At 62.1% G+C, this 21,008-nt stretch carries 14 protein-coding genes; 8 read left to right on the top strand and 6 right to left on the bottom strand.

What is annotated here, in order from left to right; all coding sequences use genetic code 11:
* Positions 1-14: 14 nt before the first annotated feature.
* Positions 15-3,461 carry a type II CRISPR RNA-guided endonuclease Cas9 gene (gene cas9 / locus D2E23_RS04460; protein ID WP_126029777.1) on the bottom strand — a complete coding sequence of 1,149 codons (3,447 nt, stop codon included), beginning with the start codon at positions 3,459-3,461 and terminating at the stop codon, positions 15-17.
* Between the two features lie 419 nt (positions 3,462-3,880).
* Between cas9 and purF the strand changes: the two genes are divergently transcribed.
* The 6 genes from purF (at position 3,881) to D2E23_RS04490 (ending at position 10,723) form a co-directional block, all read left to right on the top strand.
* Positions 3,881-5,425, top strand: a complete 1,545-nt coding sequence (gene purF / locus D2E23_RS04465) for an amidophosphoribosyltransferase (protein ID WP_126029778.1) — start codon at positions 3,881-3,883, stop codon at positions 5,423-5,425.
* A gap of 96 nt (positions 5,426-5,521) precedes the next feature.
* Positions 5,522-6,556, top strand: a complete 1,035-nt coding sequence (purM, locus tag D2E23_RS04470; RefSeq protein ID WP_126029779.1) for a phosphoribosylformylglycinamidine cyclo-ligase — start codon at positions 5,522-5,524, stop codon at positions 6,554-6,556.
* Positions 6,557-6,650: 94 nt separating this feature from the next.
* On the top strand, positions 6,651-7,916 hold the full coding sequence (purD, locus tag D2E23_RS04475) for a phosphoribosylamine--glycine ligase (protein ID WP_126029780.1): 1,266 nt from the start codon (positions 6,651-6,653) through the stop codon (positions 7,914-7,916).
* A 372-nt stretch (positions 7,917-8,288) separates the two neighbouring features.
* Positions 8,289-9,152 carry a LysR family transcriptional regulator gene (locus D2E23_RS04480; protein WP_126029781.1) on the top strand — a complete coding sequence of 288 codons (864 nt, stop codon included), beginning with the start codon at positions 8,289-8,291 and terminating at the stop codon, positions 9,150-9,152.
* Positions 9,153-9,426: 274 nt separating this feature from the next.
* Positions 9,427-10,056 carry a sugar O-acetyltransferase gene (locus tag D2E23_RS04485; protein WP_126029782.1) on the top strand — a complete coding sequence of 210 codons (630 nt, stop codon included), beginning with the start codon at positions 9,427-9,429 and terminating at the stop codon, positions 10,054-10,056.
* Positions 10,057-10,114: 58 nt separating this feature from the next.
* On the top strand, positions 10,115-10,723 hold the full coding sequence (locus tag D2E23_RS04490; RefSeq protein ID WP_126029783.1) for an NAD(P)H-dependent oxidoreductase: 609 nt from the start codon (positions 10,115-10,117) through the stop codon (positions 10,721-10,723).
* 15 nt (positions 10,724-10,738) lie between these two features.
* On the opposite strand, the gene D2E23_RS04495 is transcribed toward D2E23_RS04490, so the two are convergent.
* The gene (locus D2E23_RS04495) at positions 10,739-11,860 is read right to left on the bottom strand and encodes an aldose 1-epimerase family protein (protein WP_126029784.1); all 1,122 of its coding nucleotides are present in this window, start codon (positions 11,858-11,860) and stop codon (positions 10,739-10,741) included.
* A gap of 626 nt (positions 11,861-12,486) precedes the next feature.
* Here D2E23_RS04495 and D2E23_RS04500 point away from each other — a divergent pair.
* The gene (locus tag D2E23_RS04500; RefSeq protein WP_206431991.1) at positions 12,487-13,917 is read left to right on the top strand and encodes an MDR family MFS transporter; all 1,431 of its coding nucleotides are present in this window, start codon (positions 12,487-12,489) and stop codon (positions 13,915-13,917) included.
* A 63-nt stretch (positions 13,918-13,980) separates the two neighbouring features.
* Positions 13,981-15,402, top strand: a complete 1,422-nt coding sequence (locus D2E23_RS04505; protein ID WP_126029785.1) for a DHA2 family efflux MFS transporter permease subunit — start codon at positions 13,981-13,983, stop codon at positions 15,400-15,402.
* Positions 15,403-15,740: 338 nt separating this feature from the next.
* Here the strand turns inward: D2E23_RS04505 and D2E23_RS04510 are convergent, their stop codons facing one another.
* The 4 genes from D2E23_RS04510 to D2E23_RS04525 all read right to left on the bottom strand — a co-directional run bounded on the left by D2E23_RS04510 (position 15,741) and on the right by D2E23_RS04525 (position 21,007).
* Positions 15,741-16,406: a DedA family protein gene (locus tag D2E23_RS04510; RefSeq protein WP_126029786.1), complete on the bottom strand. Its 666-nt coding sequence runs from the start codon at positions 16,404-16,406 to the stop codon at positions 15,741-15,743.
* A 162-nt stretch (positions 16,407-16,568) separates the two neighbouring features.
* The gene (locus D2E23_RS04515; protein ID WP_126029787.1) at positions 16,569-17,786 is read right to left on the bottom strand and encodes an ATP-binding protein; all 1,218 of its coding nucleotides are present in this window, start codon (positions 17,784-17,786) and stop codon (positions 16,569-16,571) included.
* Positions 17,787-17,909: 123 nt separating this feature from the next.
* The gene (locus D2E23_RS04520) at positions 17,910-18,119 is read right to left on the bottom strand and encodes a hypothetical protein (protein ID WP_126029788.1); all 210 of its coding nucleotides are present in this window, start codon (positions 18,117-18,119) and stop codon (positions 17,910-17,912) included.
* 125 nt (positions 18,120-18,244) lie between these two features.
* Positions 18,245-21,007 (bottom strand): ABC transporter permease, encoded by a 2,763-nt coding sequence (locus D2E23_RS04525; protein WP_126029789.1) that lies wholly within the window; start codon positions 21,005-21,007, stop codon positions 18,245-18,247.
* Position 21,008: the final 1 nt, after the last annotated feature.

Below are 21,008 nucleotides of genomic sequence, written 5' to 3' on the forward strand. Positions count from 1 at the left end.
ACCTCACGTCCATGTCATTGTTGCCAAGACCAAGAGATTGGCAAACCGGCGGATGACGACCATCGCGGTTCTCCAAATGCATTGCGGCGAATTACTCGTGCTCGGTAATCCCCTAATCCATTCACCACTACGCGCCAGCCAGGAAGCTTGATTACCTTACGGACAGCCTCCGGTATCTCAACTCCCTTTTTTTCAAGGTTTTCCAATCCCTCTGCGGCAATCATTCTCGGCTTCAATATCAGACGGGAAGGAGAATCAAAGCCAACGAATACCCATCGATTACAACTACTGCTTCCAGAAGCACCCAGTTCCTCAAGAAACTGAACAAATTCACCTATCTGGCCACCTAGCGGAACGGACGAGAGGTCCATTTCGATCTCATCGCCGACTACCAGATATCCCAAATATTCAGCCCGCCCGTCTTGAACAGCCTTCACGGTCTTCGGTTCCCCGTACCGCATGGAAATCGTCTGTGGGGGAAGCGCAACCGAAAACAGATCCCTCTGACGTGAATGCATCAGATCGGTCTGGAACACTCGGATCATGCCGAAGAAATACTTGCGGACTCCCTTCGCGTTCACCGTCCAGCATCGGTATACACGTGCGTGGTGAATGGTCGAGCCGATCTCCGCGGAACCGCCCTGTACGGCGATCTGGGCGGCTTGCGATGCAAAGAACCCGATACTGTCATCCGGTCCCAGATGTTCGCCATTGACGACAATGTGGCGCGAATCATCACCAGATAGACCCCTAACCGGGTCATAATCCGGCAATCTTGTCAGTGCACAGTACAACGCAGGCGTGGATGCACGACGAATTAGTTCCGTGTCGATGGCGTCACCCAGCCGCACCTTGAGCAGCTTATGGATGGTGGCATCATGAGCGATCGAATTACCCAGCGAATATCGCTGCCACTGGAAGACCGCAACGTGGTCGTTGTCAAGTGCCTCGTTCATGAGGCACAGCAGTTTCTCCATGGACGCAAGCCAGCGATGATAGGAGAAATAACCGGCGTTCGACGGTTCGGGATACTCCTTCCACGGAGTCTCATCCGGAGCCACTCCCATGAGGTGCTGGGACTCACGTATGGAATCACGTTCCACCAGCGTCTGCGCGACGCGAGGGCCCATCATTGCGATAACCACGGCATCCACCGCATGATGACGACGGTCCAAACGAGTCTTGGTATTTGCCCCGATGAAACGGATCCGCCCCTCGATACCGCTGGCCCGCCGCGCGAGCGCGGTGACCTTCCCCTGGAATACTCGTACCGTGGTCGTATGCGTCCGTTCATCCGCTCTGCCGGAATCCGATTGGTATTGCGCGGCATTGAAGTACCAGTCGATACGACGATGCAGTTCATCGGCCATCCATGCAACCGATTCGATTGAACGGTTGTCGATCGGCGGGTCCGATTCGGTTTGTTCGAGTCTGCCTTTGATTCCTTGTTTGAAGGCACGTTGCTCGCGTGGGTTCATGGACTTATCTTCGAACAGGAAGGCGTCAACACGTTTTTTCGCCTCGGTCAGGCTTGCTCCTCGTTGACGGGCCGCAGGGGTCCTAGCCCACACCGCAAAAGGCGTATTCGACTTCATTCGGTTACACTCAGCGCAGACTGCGGCCAGATTCGTTCTGGTGTTTGTGGAACCAGCCCCTTTTCGAGGGACTATGTGGTCCATCTCGCAGGTACGGAAGTTGATGCCTCTGCCGCAATACAGGCATTGACCGTTCTGACGTTGTATGGCTTCCAGCCGTCGGATGTCAGAGTTTCTTACATGGTCATACCGTTCGGCTTCACGCAACTGCCTGCCGAGGACATCGCGGTATGCAGATCGCTTTTCGTTTCGTCGCTCGTAATCACGCTTATCCTTACGTGCGAACGCAACGGATCCCAATGCATTACGAACGTGCTCGATCTGCACCGTTTCGGGGTCGCCCCACCGTCGTTGGCAGTTGACGATGTAACGGTTCACGATCTTCAGTACGCGATCGACGGCCGGATTACCTATCGGAGTGGCGATCGGGTCCATTGGGGGCCGCCAGTTGTCGGAGACCCCGAACATTGCCTTTCTCGCCGCATGCAGATCATCGTCGGTGTTCAGCATGCGTTCGGTCAGCTTCGACAGCGTGTCTTCCGAATACGCGGCGCGTCCAGTGGGCAAATCAATGGAGTCCAGCTGGGTCAGTCCCTCATCATCCAACGTATCGATGAATTCGATGGCTTCGGCGTAATCAAGATCGTCCCTAACCCGATCCACGTCCATCGTATTGGTAAGCAGACGAATCATCGATTCTCGGGCAGGATCCGAGGCAGCGGCCCACCAACTCAGCAGCGGCTTGCGGATCTTCGCCTTGGCATCATGAATCCGCTGCACCGAGGTCAGGCGCGGCGGCCGGGTTGAAACACGTTCTTCTCCATCCTGTGTCAGCTTGCCTACGCCACGGATCTGAGAACGCTTCAATCCCAGAAGATCAGCGATGTCAGTCCAGTTGATGTCGTCCTGAGAGGATGAGCAAAGGTTTTCGAACACCGTCTTCTTTTCATCCACCGTCAGCGGTCGTTCTGTTCGTCCCTCCGCGATCCGGATATTGGTGATGACGTTGACGATGCGGTATCGCTGGAACACCAGGGACGCCTTCAGAGCGCGAGGATTATTCGGCGACAGTGGATCCCGACCGACACGAGCCTCCGCCGATCCCCGCGGCGACACCGCGGCAAACACCTGACGGAACAGCGGTTGCCACTCATCCCGAGGCACCCGCTGCATGGTGAAAATACGCTTGAGCTCGTTCGCGTTATCCTCCTGCATCAGTCGAACGGGCAATAATCCCTCGGCGGCAACCTTCTCCGCCGCGTTGACCTTGGTTCGCAGACGTGGAGCCTCTGCGAAACCATTGGACAGGACCGCATCCACAACCTGCGCAGGCGTGCAATTCTCCGGCAAGGGTCTGCCCAACCGCTCCTCCGCCCGACGAACGAGCTCCTCATACTGCGATGAATACGGATTGTCTACAAGCAGGGAATCAACCCGCTTGTACGGATTGCGCCAGCCACGATGTCGTGCCATATGACGGACTGCTATTGAAATGTTCTCCTGACGAAGCCCGTCATCCTCGATGAACCGTGTTGCCAGTTCACTCCGGACTCGCCATTCCTCGAACGGACGTGTTAACAATTCGGGGTCGATGATCGGATACCCCGCGGCCTCGAGCAACTCGTCAAGCTTCCTCAACCGAGTCCGACGACGTCTGCGCATACGGCGAACACGCCGCGCCACGCCGGACTGCGCCTTACGAGTAATGGCGTCTTTGTTCTTTTCAGGGTCCACACCACCGTCGTGGATGACGCTCTGCATATTCAGGATGCGAACCGGCATCCCCTCATCATCCACTTCGACCGCAGCCAAACCCACAGAATATAGTCCAACATCGATTCCCAATTTGTATGGTTGTTCAGCCATATATAGCCTCCTTGCTGATTCCATTATGCATGACGAAGGCCGAAAACAAAAACGGGGCAGGTCTTTCGGCCTGCCCCTGCAGAAAATCTGCTTAGCATTCAAAGCGGCTAACGAGTCCGCTCTTACTGAGAATTAGCATTTTTAGTATAGCGCATGACGGAGAAATATGCAGGATAGTGGAGTCGGGGCGATACTCCCCTCAGTCGGCGTTGCCGACAGCTCCCCTCGGGGAGGGGAGCCAGAGAGGTGAAGTCATGAGGTCTGATACGGATGTCGTAGGTCCGGAATGCGGACTTCCCGCACGGGAAACGGGAACATGGTGTATGGGCGGCGACGCGGAAGTGAACTGTTGTAGCCCTTGGTTGGTAGAGTTTGGGAAGCGACGAATCCCTTGACTTTTCTACGGAAGGAGCGGTTGCTTGTCCGCCGAACTGGAAGAAATTCATGAAGAATGCGGCGTCTTTGGCGTCTGGGGACACCCCGATGCATCTCGCCTCACCTACTTCGGGCTCCACGCCCTGCAACATCGAGGCCAGGAGGGTGCCGGCATCGTTTCCAACGACAACGGTCATCTGATCGGCCACCGCGGACTCGGCCTGCTCACCCAGGTGTTCGGCGACGAGCGCGAGATCGCCCGACTCAAGGGCAACCGGGCCATCGGCCACGTGCGCTACGCCACCGCCGGCTCCGGGTCCACCGACAACATCCAGCCGTTCATCTTCCGCTTCCACGACGGCGACATGGCCCTGTGCCACAACGGCAACCTCACCAACTGCCGCACCCTGCGCCGCAACCTCGAGGACGAAGGCGCGATCTTCCACTCCAACTCCGACACCGAAGTGCTCATGCACCTGATCCGTCGCTCCAACCAGCGCACGTTCATGGACAAGCTCAAGGAGTCCCTCAACACGGTGCACGGCGGCTTCGCCTACCTGATCATGACCGAGGACGCCATGATCGGCGCGCTCGACCCGAACGGCTTCCGTCCGCTCAGCCTCGGCCGCATGAAGAACGGCGCCTATGTGCTCGCCTCCGAGACCTGCGCGCTCGACGTGGTAGGCGCCGAGCTCGTGCGCAACATCCGCCCCGGCGAGATCGTGGTGGTCAACGACCACGGCTACAAGATCGTGCAGTACACCAACAAGACCCAGCTGGCGATCTGCTCCATGGAGTTCATCTACTTCGCCCGCCCCGACTCCGACATCTACGGCGTGAACGTGCACTCCGCCCGCAAGCGCATGGGCGCCCGTCTCGCCCAGGAGTCCCCCGTCGAGGCCGACATGGTCATCGGCGTGCCGAACTCCTCCCTGTCCGCCGCATCCGGCTACGCGGAAGCCAGCGGGCTGCCCAACGAGATGGGCCTGATCAAGAACCAGTACGTGGCCCGCACGTTCATCCAGCCCACGCAGGAACTGCGCGAACAAGGCGTACGCATGAAGCTGTCCGCCGTGCGCGGCGTGGTCAAGGGCAAGCGCGTCGTCGTGATCGACGACTCCATCGTGCGCGGCACCACGTCCAAGCGCATCGTCCAGCTGCTGCGCGAGGCCGGCGCCGCCGAAGTGCACATGCGCATCAGCTCGCCGCCGCTCAAGTACCCGTGCTTCTACGGCATCGACATCTCCACCACCAAGGAGCTGATCGCCGGCAAGAAGAGCGTCGAGGAGATCCGTGAATACATCGGCGCCGACTCGCTCGCCTTCCTCTCCCTCGACGGACTCGTCGAAAGCATCGGACTGAACACCGAGGCCCCGTACGGCGGCCTGTGCGTCGCCTACTTCAACGGCGACTACCCCACCGCGCTCGACGACTACGAGCAGGACTTCCTCAAGTCGCTCACCGCCGAGGATCGCGTGCGCCTGCCCGAGTTCGCGCTGTACAAGAGCAAGTACATCGGCAACGAGTACTCCTGCCAGCGTGCGGAGACGGCTGACGCCGACGACACCACCGACCCCGACAACGAATAGCCGACCGACGGCCGTATCGGTCATAACCAACCCGGATTTTCACGAATCATCAAAAATACATCGATACCCCATCGATATCACCCAGAAAGGTGCATCATGCCCCAAGCGTATGAGAATGCTGGAGTCAGCGTCGAGGCCGGCTACGAGGTCGTCAAGCGCATCAAGTCGCACGTCGCCCGTACCAACCGTCCCGGCGTGGTCGGCGGCATCGGCGGATTCGGCGGCCTGTTCGACCTGGCCTCCCTCGGCTACAAGGAGCCGGTCCTGATCTCCGGCACCGACGGCGTCGGCACCAAGCTCGTCGTCGCCAAGATGGCCAACAAGCACAACACCATCGGCGTGGACTGCGTGGCCATGTGCGTCAACGACATCGCCGCCCAGGGCGGACAGCCCCTCTTCTTCCTCGACTACATCGCCTGCGGCAAGAACGACCCGGCCCTGCTCGAGCAGGTCGTGGCCGGCGTGGCCGACGGCTGCGTGCAGGCCGAAGCCGGCCTGATCGGCGGCGAGACCGCCGAAATGCCCGGCATGTACGACGAGGACGAGTACGATCTCGCCGGCTTCACCGTCGGCGTGGTCGAAAAGTCCGACATCATCGACGGCTCCACCATCGCCGACGGCGACGTGCTCATCGGTCTGCCCAGCTCCGGCGTGCACTCCAACGGCTTCTCCCTCGTACGCAAGGCCCTGTTCGAACAGGCCGGCTACACCGTGGACACCCAACTGCCCGAACTCGGCGACGCCAAGCTCGGCGACGTGCTGCTCACCCCCACCAAGATCTACGTGAAGACCCTCAAGCCGCTCTTCGCGGCCGGCGTCATCAAGGGCGTCGCCCACATCACCGGCGGCGGCTTCATCGAAAACATCCCGCGCATGATCCCCGACGGCCTCGCCGCCAGCATCCAGCTCGGCACCTGGCCCGTCCTCCCCATCTTCGACGTGCTCGAAAAGGCCGGCGAGATCGACCACATGGAGATGTACAACATCTTCAACATGGGCATCGGCATGGTGCTCGCCGTCTCCAAGGACCGCGCCGACGAAGCGCTCGCCATTCTCAAGGAGCACGACGAGCCCGCCTACGTGATCGGCTCCATCAAGCCCGCCGAAGGCACGCAGATCGAACTGCACTAAGTTCACCATCCTCGACCATCAGCCCCCGCCCAACCGCGGGGGCTTCCCACTGCACTGATTGATCCCATCTGAATCTGAAAGGAACACAAGGACCATGGGTCAGAAAGTCCTCGTCATCGGCTCCGGCGCCCGCGAACACACCATCTCCCACACCCTCCTCAAGGGCGACACCGTCAGCGAAGTGCACTGCGCCCCCGGCAACCCCGGCATGGAATCCGACGGCATCAAGCTCGTCCAGATCGACGAATCCAACCACGCCGAACTCATCGAATACGCCAAGCAGAACGGCATCGACTGGGCGTTCGTCGGCCCCGAGGTCCCGCTGATCGAAGGCCTCGTCGACGACTTCGAAGCCGCCGGCATCAAGGCGTTCGGCCCCAACAAGGTCGCCGCCCAGATCGAAGGCTCCAAGACCTTCGCCAAGGAGCTCATGGAACGCCACAACGTTCCCACCGCCGCCTACGCCACCTTCGACAACCTCGCCGACGCCCGCGCCTACGTCGAAGCCAAGGGCGCCCCCATCGTCGTCAAGGCCGACGGACTCGCCGCCGGCAAGGGCGTCACCGTCGCCATGACCGAAGACGACGCCTACAAGGCCCTCGAAGACATCTTCGTCGACCACCGCTTCGGCGCCGCCGGCGCATCCGTCGTCATCGAGGAGTTCCTCGAAGGCCAGGAGTTCTCCCTCATGAGCTTCGTGCGCGGCAAGGAATTCTGGGCCATGCCCATCTCCCAGGATCACAAGCGCGCCTACGACAACGACGAAGGCCCCAACACTGGCGGCATGGGCGCCTACAGCCCCGTCCCCCAGATCGCCCAGAGCGTCATCGACCAGGCCATCGAAACCATCGTCAAGCCCGTCACCGCCGCCATGGTCGACGAAGGCACCCCCTTCAACGGCATCCTTTACGCCGGCCTCATCGCCACCGCCGACGGCCCCAAGGTCATCGAATTCAACGCCCGCTTCGGCGACCCCGAAACCGAAGTCGTCCTCCCCAAGCTCACCTCCGACCTCGGCGCCGGCATCTGGGCCCTCCTCAACGACGAAACTCCGGTCTTCACCTGGGACGACCAGCGCGCCACCCTCGGCGTCGTCCTCGCCTCCGACGGCTACCCCGTCAACGTCATCAAGGGCGCCCACGTCCCCTCCATCCCCGTCGACTCCGACTCCCACGTCTACTACGCCGGCGTCCAGCGTGACGGCGACCACCTCGTCGCCAACTCCGGCCGCGTCCTCCTCGTCGAAACCACCGCCGACACCCTCCAGGCCGCACAGGACAAGGTGTACGCGATCATCGACTCGCTCGAAACGCCGGGGCTGTTTTATCGCCACGACATCGGTGCCAAAGCCCTGAAGTGAGATAACGGAGCGTCTTCTGCGTTGCAGCGGATTCGACGTACCGTTGTACGCCTTCATCCGCTGCGCCTTGAATCCGCACGCGTTATCTCACTTCAGGAAGGACAGTGACGTAATGGAGTGTCCGCTGCGTTACGGAGGGCTCGACGTACCGTCGTACGCCTTCGCCCTCCGCGCCTTGCGGACACACGCGTTATCTCACTTCAGGAAGGAAAATGACGTAATGCGTGCGTCGTCGGTATTACAGCAGGCTTGACGTACCGTTGTACGACTTCATCCGCTGCGTCTTGAAGCCGCACGCGTTATCTCACTTCAGGCACGGTCCGCTGGCTCCTCTCTCTGAGGGGAGCCAGTGTAATTAGGGAAAGAGGGAATATGGAGCTGCGGGTGTTGCGGTATTTTCTGGCGGTAGCCGAAGAAGGCAACATCACCTGGGCGGCGCAGCTACTGCGTGTCTCCCAGCCCACCCTTTCCCGTCAACTCAAGCAGCTCGAGGAGGAGCTCGGCGTCACGCTCTTCCATCGCGGACCGCACACCATCACCCTCACCGACGAGGGGCGTCTGCTGCGCGAACGGGCGCAGACCATCATCTCGCTGGCCGACAAAACCGAAATCGAACTCAAACAATCCGAGAACGAGCTCAGCGGCGAAATCGTGATCGGATGTGGCGAGGTCCGCGCCATGACCTTCCTCTCGCAGCGCATGGCCGCCTTCCGCAACCTCCATCCGAACGTCCGATTCCAGGTGACCAGCACCACATCCGACGTCATCCAGGACCGGATCGAACAGGGACTCATGGACTTCGGCCTGCTCACCGAACCCATCGACGTCAGCCAATACGAATACTTCCGCCCCGATATCCCCGATCATTGGGGCATACTCGTACCGGAGCATCATCCATTGGCCGCACGCGAGGCGATCACACCCGACGACCTTGCCGGCGCGCCGCTGATCCTGCCCGCTCGTGAATCCGTGCGCAAGGTGCTCGCCAACTGGTTCGGTACCGAACGAGCCGAACGACTCGTCATCGCCGGCTACTGCAATCTGCCCAGCAACGGCGCGAACATGACCGCCAACGGCATGGGCCTCTTCATGTGCTACGACCTTGGCAACACCTACCCCGGCGTGCGCGTGATCCCGCTGAGTCCGGCGCTGACGTGCGGTACCGTGTTCGTGTGGAAGAAGCAGGGGGTGCGCTCCCCCGCGGCGGCGGAGTTCGAGCGGTTCGTGAATTCGTAGACGATGGCGGGGCGGATGGCGGCGTGGTGTAGATGAGCTGGGAGCGGAGACAGGGGCTTATTCGGATGGCGGCCCTCCCTCAGTCACGCGGTCGCGTGACAGCTCCCTCCCTCGGAGGGAGCACACTCTGATAGGGGCATCATGCTTTATGGGCATGAGTCGGCATGAATGATACCTATTGGATATTCCTTGTCGTGGGCGGTTCAATGAAGGCAGACCCGGCTAACCCCGGCGCCGCAATTGCGCGGAGAACCGTCTTCGAAAAGGAATGATCATGCCGAACAGTCCCGCCAACCCCGACAGTCCCGCCAACCCCAACATCCCCGACATTCTCGAACGGGATCGCAGCGGCATGCCCGTGTCGCCGTCGGACCCCGAATACGCCGCGATCAGCGAGATCATCCACGAATCCATGCGGCTGTGCGCCGAACTCAACACCGGCTACCACACGCCGGAGGAGACGCACGACATGTTCGAACGGATCGTCGGCCATCCGGTCGACCCGTCGTTCCGCATGAACCCGCCGTTCCACACGGACTTCGGCCACAACATCACCGTCGGCCGCAACGTGTTCGTCAACTGGGGATGCGTGATGATGGACCGCGGCGGCATCACCATCGGCGACGGCACATTCATCGGACCGAACGTGCAGCTCATCACCACCAACCACGACCGCAACCCGTACAACCGCCCCACCACCATCTCCCGGTCCATCACGATCGGCGAGCGCGTGTGGATCGGCGCAGGCGCGATCGTGCTGCAGGGCGTGACAGTGGGTGACAACGCGATCGTCGGAGCCGGCGCGATCGTCACGCATGACGTGCCCGAGAACGCGATCGTGGCCGGCAATCCGGCGCAGGTCATCGGCAGTGTGGCGGATTCGATTCCGACGCATTCGGCGTAACGGCGACGAACGGCGGTATGGTGGATGGGTACGTAGAACGATCCGCGAAGGAGCAGATATGGCCGAAACCGCAGCAAACGCAGCAACCACGACGAACGGGAACCCGTCCCTCACCGCGCCTGTGAAGACGCTGGTGCTGGTGTTTCACCCGGATCTTGAGGGCGCGTCGCGCGTCAACAAGGCGCTGGCCGCGGCCGCGCGCACGGTGGGCAATGTGACCGTGGTGGACGAGTATGCGACGTATCCGGCGGCCGGCCCGCATCCGGGCGCCACGGCGATCGACGTTGCCGCCGAGCAGGCCGCACTGCTCAAGGCGGACCGCATCGTCTGGCAGTTCCCCATGTACTGGTACTCCTCCCCCGCGCTGCTCAAGCAGTGGGAGGATGACGTGCTCGCCTTCGGCTGGGCGTATGGCCCCGGCGGAGACAAGCTCGTGGGCAAGGAGTTCCGATGCGCGGTGAGCTGCGGCAGCACGGCCGACGAGTACACGCCCGAGGGCAAGTTCCGCGCCACCATCGACGAGGTGCTCAATCCCATGCGCATCACCGCGGAATACGTGGAGGGCAGCTGGGGCGAGCCGTTCGCCGTGTACGGCTGCACGCCCGAGCAGACCGACGCGCAGATCGACGAAGCCGCCGCACGCTACGCGCAGTGGCTCGCCAAGTAGAAGAACGTCGAAGCGCTACGCGAGCAGGGCGTCGCGGCGGGCGATGATCGCGTCGATAGCCTCGCTGCCCTCGATTACGGTGAAGGTGACGGTCTTACGCTCGCTGGTCTGCGGGGCGATCATGTGCAGGTCGCCGCGCTTCTCATGCCAGCCGCGGCCGTGCACGCTGGAGTTCGACGGCTCGAGGCCGACCACGTAGTCGCCGGAGCCCATCGACTTCCATTCCATGAAGTACGGGAAGTCCTTGGCGGCGAAGTCGATGACGACGCCGAGACCGAGGGCGCGGTTCACCACGGCGGCGAAGCTGCGGCCGTTGGCGTCGGCGGCCAGATCGTGCAGGTACACGCTTTCCGGCTTGTTGGCCTCGGGCGCGCCGATCTCGCTCCACGGCGTGGTGTCGGCGGCGGTGGTTTCGTCGCGCGGTGTGGCCTTACGGCTCGGGATGATCACCTGGGCGCCGTCGTTCAGCAGCGGCCAGCCGAAGTTGCAGTGGTACATCCACATCAGCGGCTCGTTGCGGAAGGACTCGTTGGTCACCTCGTCCTCGACCGTGATGGACGGCGTGCCGTAGACGCTGGTGATCCGACGGCGAAGCACCATGTTCTCGCCGAACAGTTCGGCCTCGCGCATCTCGCCGCTCAGCTCCAGCACGTAGTCGCCATTCTCGTTCCAGTGGGCGTCGGAGCAGACGTGCTCGGCGGGCGTGGTGCGGATGCGGCCGTGCATCGGATAGCTGCCGGCCGGGTAGTCGCTTCCCTCGGGCGTGACGTACGGCGCGCAGATGTTCTCGAACCCGCAGGTGAAGAACAGGCCGCCCATGATTGAGCGCTGCGCCTCCAGACCGTTGGTGTCGAACTGGTTGCGCCCGTTGAGCCCGGGCTTGGACAGGAACGTGAGGTTCTCGCCACGGTACTCGATCTGCGCCACATCCAGCGCACGGTCAGCCATGGACATAAAGCGCAGCGGCCCGTTCTTCACCTCGATGGCGCGCAGGCCGTGGGCACGGCCCTCCTGGTATTCGATCGGACGCACGTAAGCGGCCTGCTGGATGCTGCCCATATGTGCGAGCATGTCGGTGCGGGTGGGCTTGCCGGCGCCGCCTGCGATGCTGCCGTTCGCACTGCTGTTTGCTGACATGATCATGCCTTTCTTTCAGTGATCCTCATTGGGTGGTCGCGGATCCGCATGGCTTCCATGCTCATGGGCCGGACTCCCGAGTTATGAAATCGGTTTCATTATCCATCGTCGATTGGACAGTCGTATCCCGAGACCCGTCCAGGGCCTATCCTGCGTTCGCTAGGTACTTCCGCTTGCCGGCAATGGTCTACCCCTCGCTCCCTAGGTGCTTCCCAAAATAGACGCCAGCACGATTAGGCAGTTTTCATCATAAAAGTGCCGAAAACCGTCACGCATCAACAGCGATTCTCCGATCCCATAATGTCATCTACTGACGCAAGTGCCTAGGGAAGCGAAGATAGATGTCTGCCGCGAGCGCGAAGCACCTAGGGAAAGGGGAATAGCCGCCCTCGCAAGCGCTTGTCCGCGGCATCGATAGACTGATACGCGGATTTTATACGGGGAATCCTCGCGGGGGCTACGTCTTCCATCCGTGTCTGACCATCAGTGTCAGGATTTCTTCGCCGCGCCATCCGCATTCGCCCGGCATCGCACCGGCACGCGGAGACGGACGAATCACGGTGGCATCGCATGACGACCGAAATCGGCTGGATTCCGATCATGAGATATCTGCGAGGTGCCCTACCATGCCAGCCATGCCCGAAACCAAGCGATCGGAAAAGCCCGAAAAAACCGGAAAGCATCCGATCCTGCCGATCATCATCATGATGGTCGGCTCGTTCACCGCCATCCTCAACCAGACGCTGATGACGTCGGCCCTGCCGCATCTGATGCGCGAGTTCGGCATCACCAGCAACACCGCCCAGTGGCTGAGCACCGGATTCATGCTCACCAACGGCATCATGATCCCGATCACCGCGTTCCTGATCCAGAAGTTCACCACGCGGCAACTGTTCTTCTACGCGGTGGGCATGTTCCTGTTCGGCACGGTCGTGTGCACGGCGGCCCCCGGATTCTGGGTGCTGCTCGCCGGCCGCGTGCTGCAGGCGTGCGGCGCCGGCATCCTCATGCCGCTGCTGCAGACCGTGCTGTTCCTCACGTTCCCGCCGGAGAAGCGCGGCACGGCGATGGGCTGGTTCGGCCTGGTGATCGCGTTCGCCCCGGCGCTCGGCCCCACGCTGTCCGGCCTGATCATCGACTTCCTGCCGTGGCGGTTCCTGTTCGTACCGTTGATCGTGATCGCCGTGGCCGTGCTCGCCGCCGCCATCCCCACGGTGAGGAACGTGACCAGACAGACCAATCCAAGCATCGACATCCCGTCGATCATCCTGTCCACACTGGGCTTCGGCGGTCTGCTGCTCGGCTTCAGCCTCGCCGGTCAGGAGGGCTGGACGGCACGCGAGACGCTGGGCTCGCTCATCATGGGCGCCGTGGCATTGTGCGTGTTCATCGGCCGGCAGCTGCGTCTCAAGCAGCCGATGCTCAACTTCCGTGTGTTCTCCCGCCCGATGTTCAGCCTGTCGATGATCGTGGTGGTACTGGTGTTCGTCACGTTCATCACGACGATGAACATCCTGCCCATGTACATCCAGAATTCGCTCGGCATGACCGCGCTGCAGTCCGGCCTGCTGCTCATGGGCGGCGGCGTGGCCGAAGGTGTATTCAACCCGATCGCCGGCAAGCTGTTCGACCGCTTCGGCATCCACAGGCTCGCGCCGCCCGCGATCGCGCTGGTCGCCGCCTCGGCGTTCGCGCTGTCGCGCATGGGAGCGGACACGCCGGCATGGTATCCGGCCGTGTTCTTCACGCTGATGATGGCCGGCGTGGCGTTCTGTCTGATGCCGCTGACCACCACCGCACTCAACCAGCTGACCGGTCCGCTCATTCCCCACGGCACGGCCATGAACAACACACTGCGCCAGACGATGGCCGCCATCGGCATCGCCCTGTACTTCACGATCATGACCATGAACACGCTGCCTGCCGCGCAGGCGGGATCCGCACAGGCCGGTCTCGCGCACGGCGTGGATATGGTGTTCGTGGTGTCCACCGGCGTAGCGTTGGCCGCGTTCGTGCTGTCGTTCTTCGTTAGGGAACGTCCGAAGACGAACGCCTGACCGGCATCGGCACGACGCCGGCGGCAAACGAAAGACCATAAGGAACGAGGAGGGACCGGAATCATGACGACCGACGCAAGCGGCGCAAACGACACGAGCGCAGCGCAACAGGAGCCCGACATCACCGACCGTCAGCGCACGCTGATCTTCTCGGTACTGCTCGCCGCGTGCATCGCCGGCGCGTTCGCGCAGACGTCGCTCACCACCGCGTTGCCCGCCATCATGACCGGGCTCGACATCTCCGCCGTGCTGGGCAACTGGCTGACCAGCGGATTCTCGCTCGCCATGGGCGTGATCATCCCCGCCACCGCGTTCCTGATGAAGCGCTTCCCCACCAAGCCGCTGTTCCTCGTCGGTCTCGCCATGTTTGCCGCGGGTCTGCTGACCGCGGCCGTCTCCACCAACTTCGCCATGCTCATGATCGCCCGCGTGATCCAAGCGCTTGGCTCGGGCATCTCGCTGTCCATGACGCAGGTCATCATCCTCGCCCTGTACGCGCGCGCCGGTGTGGGCGCGGCCATGGGCACCTACGGGCTGGCCGTGAGCGCCGCACCCGTGATCGCGCCCACCATCTCCGGCATCATGGTCGACCATTGGGGCTGGCAGTCGATCTTCTGGGCGTCCGGCGGCATCTCCGTGATCGTGCTCCTGTTTGCCCTGCCGGTCATGCGCAACGTGCTGGAGACCACCGCCGACGCGCGACTCGACATCCTGTCGTTCATCCTGTGCGCGTTCGGATTCGTGGGACTCCAGCTCGGCTCCAGCAACCTTGGCGTCAAGCCGTTCCTCGGCCTCAACGTGGCGGGCGCGCTCGCACTGGGCGTGGCGTGCCTTGCCGTATTCGCCGTACGCCAGTTCCACATCGAGAGGCCGTTCCTCGAACTGCGCATCTTCGCCACGCGCGACTTCACCGTGGCGGTGCTGCTCAGCATGTTCCTCTACGCGGTGCTGATCGCCGGCTCCACGATCCTGCCGATCTACATGCAGCGCATGGCCGGGGCGTCGGTCACCGTCTCCGCGCTCGCCATGCTGCCCGGCTCGCTGGTCATGGCGCTGACGAGCCCGATCACGGGTCGGGTGTTCGACCGGTTCGGCATCCGCCCGCTGGCCATCGGCGGCATGACGCTGCTGGCCGTGACCATGCTGCCGTTCGGGTTCCTCACCGAGTCCACGCCGGTGTGGTGGATCGCCGTGGTGTTCGCGGTGCGTTCGCTCGGCGTCTCCATGGTGATGATGCCGGCCGCCACATGGGGTCTGGCCTCGGTGGAGCGCCGGTATGCCAGTGACGCCAGCGCCCTGCTCACCTCACTGCGCACCATCGCCGGCGCGCTCGGTTCGGCCGTCTTCGTGGCGGTCATGGTGGCGTGCGGCGACGATCCACATGGCGCGAGCATCGCTTTCCTCGCCATGGTGGGTCTCACCGTGGTCGGTCTGGCCATGGCCGTCATCTTCTGCCGCAGGCACACGGCCGGTAGTGAAAAATAAAGCTGAGAAGAGACCAAGAAGCTCAGGAGAGCGACCCGGCACGGGAAAATGCAGGGCTATCTACGAGTCGTGTAGTTGATCGGAGGATGGTTCGGGACCTATCCTCCGATTTGGAGGCCCTTGCCCAAATAGCACCGCTCGCATAGCGAAACAGTTCAGATAGCTTTCGCTGGAAAACTATCCCTAGGTAGCATCTCGGTAAGGCCTGCTACCGGAGGAAGGACCTCCAAATCGGAGGATAGATGGCTGCACAACGCCGCAAGAACCTCCAAATCGCGAGATAGCCACCATAATGGCCGAAGAATCGCCCTTGTGCATACCACCGAGCCGTCAGCCGACTACTTGCGGGCGTGCCGGCCGCGACGGGTGCGCAGTTTGCGGGCTACATACCAGACGACGAACACGACCGCGGCCACGATCACCACATATTCGAGACGGTCGAGGATCGTGAGGATGCCGCACCACTGGCCGCCAAGCAGATAGCCGGCCATCACCAGGAACGTGTTCCACACGGCCGAGCCGATCGCGGTCAGCAGCGTGAACCGCAGCGGATTGGTCTTGACGATGCCCGCGGGGATGGAGATCAGACTGCGTACCACCGGAATCACACGACCGACAAGAATCGAGACGGATCCATAACGGGCGAACCATTCGTTCGCCTTGTCGATGTCGGAGGCGTCGGTCAGCGGCATGCGGTCGAACAGGCGGCGGATGCGCTCCGCACCCACCGCCCGAGCGATGCCATACAACGCAAGCGCGCCGGCGACCGAACCGCAGGTGGCGCCGATAATCGCCTCGGCCAGGCCCATATGACCTTGAGCCGCGGTGAGTCCGGCCAGCGGCAGGATCACCTCGCTGGGAATCGGAGGGAACAGGTTCTCAAGGAACACGGCGAATCCGGCGCCGAAGCCGCCCATCGTGCTCATCAGGCCGACCAGCCACTGGGAGATGGCGCCGATGAAACCGCCCGAATCGACCGGACATGAGGTAACAGGTAACGTCATCCCCTCACCATACGAAATACCCCCCGACCGGAAACGCGCGCGACCCCCTTTCCGGAAGTCTCCGATAAGACGGCCGAAGACAAAACAGCATGGGGCGGCGGCCCAGCTACTACGCGAATGCTGCCGGACATGTCACGTTCCGTCACGCCATCGCGGCAGGATTCACGACCGCCCGTCATAGGACTGGACTTCCGCAGGCATGACACGACGAATGAACTCGTCCATACCCGGCACGGTGAATGCGATTCGGCCGCGTTCCGGCGAATACACCAATCCCAGTTCGATAAGCGCCAAGCGGATCGATGACAGATCGGAGACGCTGCGATTCATATGTTTGGCGACCTGCGATGACGTACATGTCTCGCCGATCGCGGCCATTGCGGCAAGGTACTCTCGTCCCAAGGGAGTGGCCCGCTGCCAACGGGATACGTACAGCCCCTGATCCAGTTCGGCACGGGCAACCGGTTCGCCTCGTTTCACGGCGTCGACGGCAATCGGATTGGAGTCCGAGGCGTCCCATGTCGCCTTGCCGTATGCCTGAATGAAATACGGATATCCGTTTGACAATTCGACTAGACGAGACAATGCCTCATGATCGAACGCATAGCCGAGTTCATGTGCCGGCTTTTGGAAGCCATCGGCCACGGCCTCGGCATCCAGACGTCCGATCACACGATATTCGAACAGTCGCTCGGCATAGGAGCGGGTCTTGGTCAGCACGCCCGGCAGATTCGGCAGACCTGCCCCGATCACATAGAACGGAAGATTGCGCTGCCCCGTTTTATGCTGCACGGTGATCAACGTCATCATCACGTCAGCGGACATGTCCTGGAACTCGTCCACGAACAGGAACAATCCCAGACCATTGTTCCCAAGCTCCGCGGCAAGGCCTTCGATCAGCAGTTCCAGCCGGTATGAGGAGGCTCGGACCGATCGTTCCGCCGCATCCGGACCACGCAATTCGACCTTTGCCGAACCGAGCACGAAATCCAACGATATCGACTCCACATGCGAGAACACATCCGCCAGCCGTTGCCTGATGTCGGGCTTTCTGATACGCATGATCGACAGCGACAGTTCGTGCATCAGTTCGTCGTATTCCGCTTCAGCATCGCCATTTGCTTCAATCTGCACCGTAACCATGCCCTGCTCGAAGGCCATGTCATTGAGTTTGAGCAACAGTACCGTCTTGCCCATACCCCGCAGTCCGCTGTAGATGATCCCTCGGTCCAGCAGACCGAGTCTGGTGCGGGCGATCATTCGATCCATAAGCTCAAGATCATGTGTGCGACCGACCAGTTCCGGAGGCTGCTTGCCGGCGCCGGGCATGAACGGATTCAACGCGTGCAATGGCAGTCCCTCGAGAAAATCAGTGTTCATAGCGACCCCTCAGACACCTGACATCAATAGATCGATTACTCCCATCATATCGAAATTTATATGACTTTATCTCTATATATAGATCCAAATGTCACCGTTTTGCCATGCATATGCCCGTATCCATTAGAGGGGTCCGGCGTATGCCACGACTTTGTCTCGGCATACGCCTTGTGTACACAGGCGATACGCACCGCGGGACTCAGTGGTTGATGGCCATGACGCCGACGAGGGCGAGGGCACGTACGGCTCCTCGAGGTAGGCGATCTCCTCGTCGGTGAGCTTGAGCTCCACGGTAGTCATGGAGGTGCCGCGACGCTCGGCGATCTCGGCCACGCGGTTGTGATCCCATTACCCACCGAACGGTATACCGTCCAATGTCGGCCGGCCATGCCCGGACATTCATTCCGGGCATGGCGGCGACCGTGCCGCACAGCCGTATAGTCACAGGAGCAAATCGATCACTCGGGGCTCTTGAGCGCGCCGACCATGTCGATGCGGTCGAGAGAGCGGTTGGTGGCACGGCTCACCAGCACGGTGAACAGGAACGCCAGCGCCGCGGCCGCCGCATAGCAGAACCACTGCACGTTGGGCACGATGTTCATGCCCGGCAGGTCGAGCCTGCTCACCAGGAATCCGAGCAGCGCGCGCCCGCACGGCAGACCGATCACGATGCCGATGGCGCTGAGCAGCATCATCTCCTTGTTCACGTAGCCGTGCACCTCGCGCCTGCGGAAGCCGAGCACCTTGATGGTGGCGAGTTCGCGCTCGCGTTCGGAGATGTTCGTGGAGGCGAGCGTGTAGAGCACCACCACCGCGAGGATGGCGGCCATGACCACGATGAATCCGATCATCACGAAGAAGATGGCGAAGCTCTTGGCAAAGTCGCGCTGCTGCTTGGCCGCGCTGACCACCGACAGGTACTGGTCCTGCCCGGCGAGGTCGTCGGCGAGCGCGATCTTCGCGTCGGCGTCGCCCTTGGCGCGGATCAGGTCGGCATTCACCGCGATGTCGGCGTCGAACGCCTTCTCGTACGCGGTCTGCGTCATGACCACGACGTTGCCGGTGTAGTACTGGGCCACGCCGGTCACCGTCATGTCGGCGGTGTTGGCCATGGCGTCGGTCAGGGCGATCCCGTCGCCGGACGATAGGCCGAATGTCTTGGCCGCGTTGGCGGTCACCGCCACGCCGGTCTTGTCCAGCGAGATCGGCGTGCCGTCGGCGGTGTGCAGGTCAAGGTAGTCGTCGATCGATTCGTCGTCCGGTATGACCATGAGTTGTGCGGTCAGTTTGGAATCCGAACCGGACTGGGCGGAACCGGACTGCGACGAACCGGACTCGTCGCCATCCTGCGCTGCGGACAGCGTGACCGACCCCACCTGCAGCGGCAGCGTGGACGTCACATTGTCGTTGCCGTCGAGTGATTTCTGCGCGTCGTCATGGTCGGCCGGCTTGGTCACGGCCATGATGTCGTACGTGGAGATCTCGCCGTATTGGCGGGGCATCAGCGTGAGCGCGGAGTTGCCCATGCCGAATCCGGCGGTCATGAGCGCGGTGCATCCCACCACGCCGACGATCACCATGAGCGCACGGCTCTTGTAGCGGAACAGGTTGCGTGCGGTCACCTTGCCGAGGAACGACAGGTGGTTCCATACGAATCCGATGCGCTGCAGGAAGATCGTGCGGCCGGCCTTGGGCGCCTTGGGGCGCATGAGTTCGGCCGGGTCGAGCCGCAGCGAGCCGCCGCATGCGACCATGGCGCTGCCGGTGATCACGATCACGAACAGCAGCACGCCATCCACGGCGAGCGCCCAGTTGACGAGCAGCGGGTATTCGGGCAGCACGTAGATGCGCGACAGCATGCGTCGGGTGAACACGAACGGCAGTCCGGCCAGGCCCAGCAGGTCGCCGATCACGCCGCCGGTCAGGCATGCGGCCATCGAGTAGACCAGGTATTTGAGCATGGTTTCGCCGCGCGTGTAGCCGAGCGCCTTGTAGGTGCCGATGAGCTGGCGGTCCTCCTCTACCATGCGCGTGATGGCGGTGAGGCTCACGAGCAGCGCGATGATGAGGAACAGGGCGGGGAACATCGTGCCAAGGCGGGTGATCATGGCGCTTTGGGTCTTGACGTCCTCGTAGCTGGTGATGGCGCTGCGGTCGCGCAGGATCCATGCGGCATTCGGGATAGCGTCGCTGACCTTGCTGCGGATCTGCTGTTCGGCGTCGTCGAGCTTCTGTTCGGCGGCGGTCTTCATGGGATTGCCGTCGGGCATGGCGGCGATGGTCTGCCGTTGATCGTCGAGCTGGGCGAGCGCGGCGTCGACGGCGGCGGCCTTCACCGTGTCGGTGCGATGACGCTCCTGAGTGGACTGGATGTGTTCGATGTTTTGCCGCACGTCATCGACCTTGGTCAGGTAATCGTCATCGTAGGTGTTAAGCGCGGCCGCGCCGGACACGGTGATGATGGCGGACGTGTAGGGGTTGTCGGCGCCGGTTTCGCTGAGCGACGTGTCGTCGACGAACATCGGATACACGGTCTTCGCGCCGGAGACGAGGGCGAGCGGGCCGGACGGGTTGACGATGTCGTTCGGGTCGATCACCACGCCGACGATCGTGTACTTGCCGTCGGCGAAGGTGCCGGAGTCGTTACCGTCGCCATTGTCGTCCGATGAGGCTGTGGCGGTCGCGACGCTACCGGTGCTGTCGGGACTAAACGTGAGCGTATCGCCGATCGATTTGCCGCTGTCGTCGAGATACTGGCGCGTGACGGCGATCTCGTGATCGGCATTGGGCAGTCGGCCTTCGGACAGGTACGGCTGGTCGAGCTTCTGGTCGTTGAGCGCGGTCACGGTGGCGGATGATTGCCTGCCGTCCACTTTGGTGGTCACGCTTTGGGAACGTACGCCGGCGGCCTTGTTCACGCCGTCCACGTTGCGCAACGCGGCGATGTCGTCATCGTCGAGGCCGAGCGTGGAGACGATGCTGATATCGTGCATGTGGGTGGCGTCGAAGAAGTCGTCGAGGCCGCCGCGGATGTCGCGGCCCACGGCGTTGAGGCCGCAGAGCATCATCACGCCGACGGCGCAGATCACCACGATGGCGGCGAATCGTTTGCCGTTGACGGCGATGGCCCGCCAGGCGTCCTTCCATAGGGCGGTGCGGTGTTGCGCGGTGCGATGGGAACGCCGCTTCGACGATGCTGGGGCGGTTGCTGTCGTTGTCATG

Source organism: Bifidobacterium callimiconis (assembly GCF_003952005.1).
GTDB lineage: Bacteria > Actinomycetota > Actinomycetes > Actinomycetales > Bifidobacteriaceae > Galliscardovia > Galliscardovia callimiconis.

Bases quoted from the DNA above. Each gene is read 5' to 3' on its own strand.
- cas9 (WP_126029777.1), bottom strand. From the start codon at position 3,461: ATGGCTGAACAACCATACAAATTGGGAATCGATGTTGGACTATATTCT.
- purM (WP_126029779.1), top strand. From the start codon at position 5,522: ATGCCCCAAGCGTATGAGAATGCTGGAGTCAGCGTCGAGGCCGGCTAC.
- purD (WP_126029780.1), top strand. From the start codon at position 6,651: ATGGGTCAGAAAGTCCTCGTCATCGGCTCCGGCGCCCGCGAACACACC.
- D2E23_RS04480 (WP_126029781.1), top strand. From the start codon at position 8,289: ATGGAGCTGCGGGTGTTGCGGTATTTTCTGGCGGTAGCCGAAGAAGGC.
- D2E23_RS04485 (WP_126029782.1), top strand. From the start codon at position 9,427: ATGCCGAACAGTCCCGCCAACCCCGACAGTCCCGCCAACCCCAACATC.
- D2E23_RS04490 (WP_126029783.1), top strand. From the start codon at position 10,115: ATGGCCGAAACCGCAGCAAACGCAGCAACCACGACGAACGGGAACCCG.
- D2E23_RS04495 (WP_126029784.1), bottom strand. From the start codon at position 11,860: ATGTCAGCAAACAGCAGTGCGAACGGCAGCATCGCAGGCGGCGCCGGC.
- D2E23_RS04500 (WP_206431991.1), top strand. From the start codon at position 12,487: ATGCCAGCCATGCCCGAAACCAAGCGATCGGAAAAGCCCGAAAAAACC.
- D2E23_RS04505 (WP_126029785.1), top strand. From the start codon at position 13,981: ATGACGACCGACGCAAGCGGCGCAAACGACACGAGCGCAGCGCAACAG.
- D2E23_RS04510 (WP_126029786.1), bottom strand. From the start codon at position 16,406: ATGACGTTACCTGTTACCTCATGTCCGGTCGATTCGGGCGGTTTCATC.
- D2E23_RS04515 (WP_126029787.1), bottom strand. From the start codon at position 17,786: ATGAACACTGATTTTCTCGAGGGACTGCCATTGCACGCGTTGAATCCG.
- D2E23_RS04525 (WP_126029789.1), bottom strand. From the start codon at position 21,007: ATGACAACGACAGCAACCGCCCCAGCATCGTCGAAGCGGCGTTCCCAT.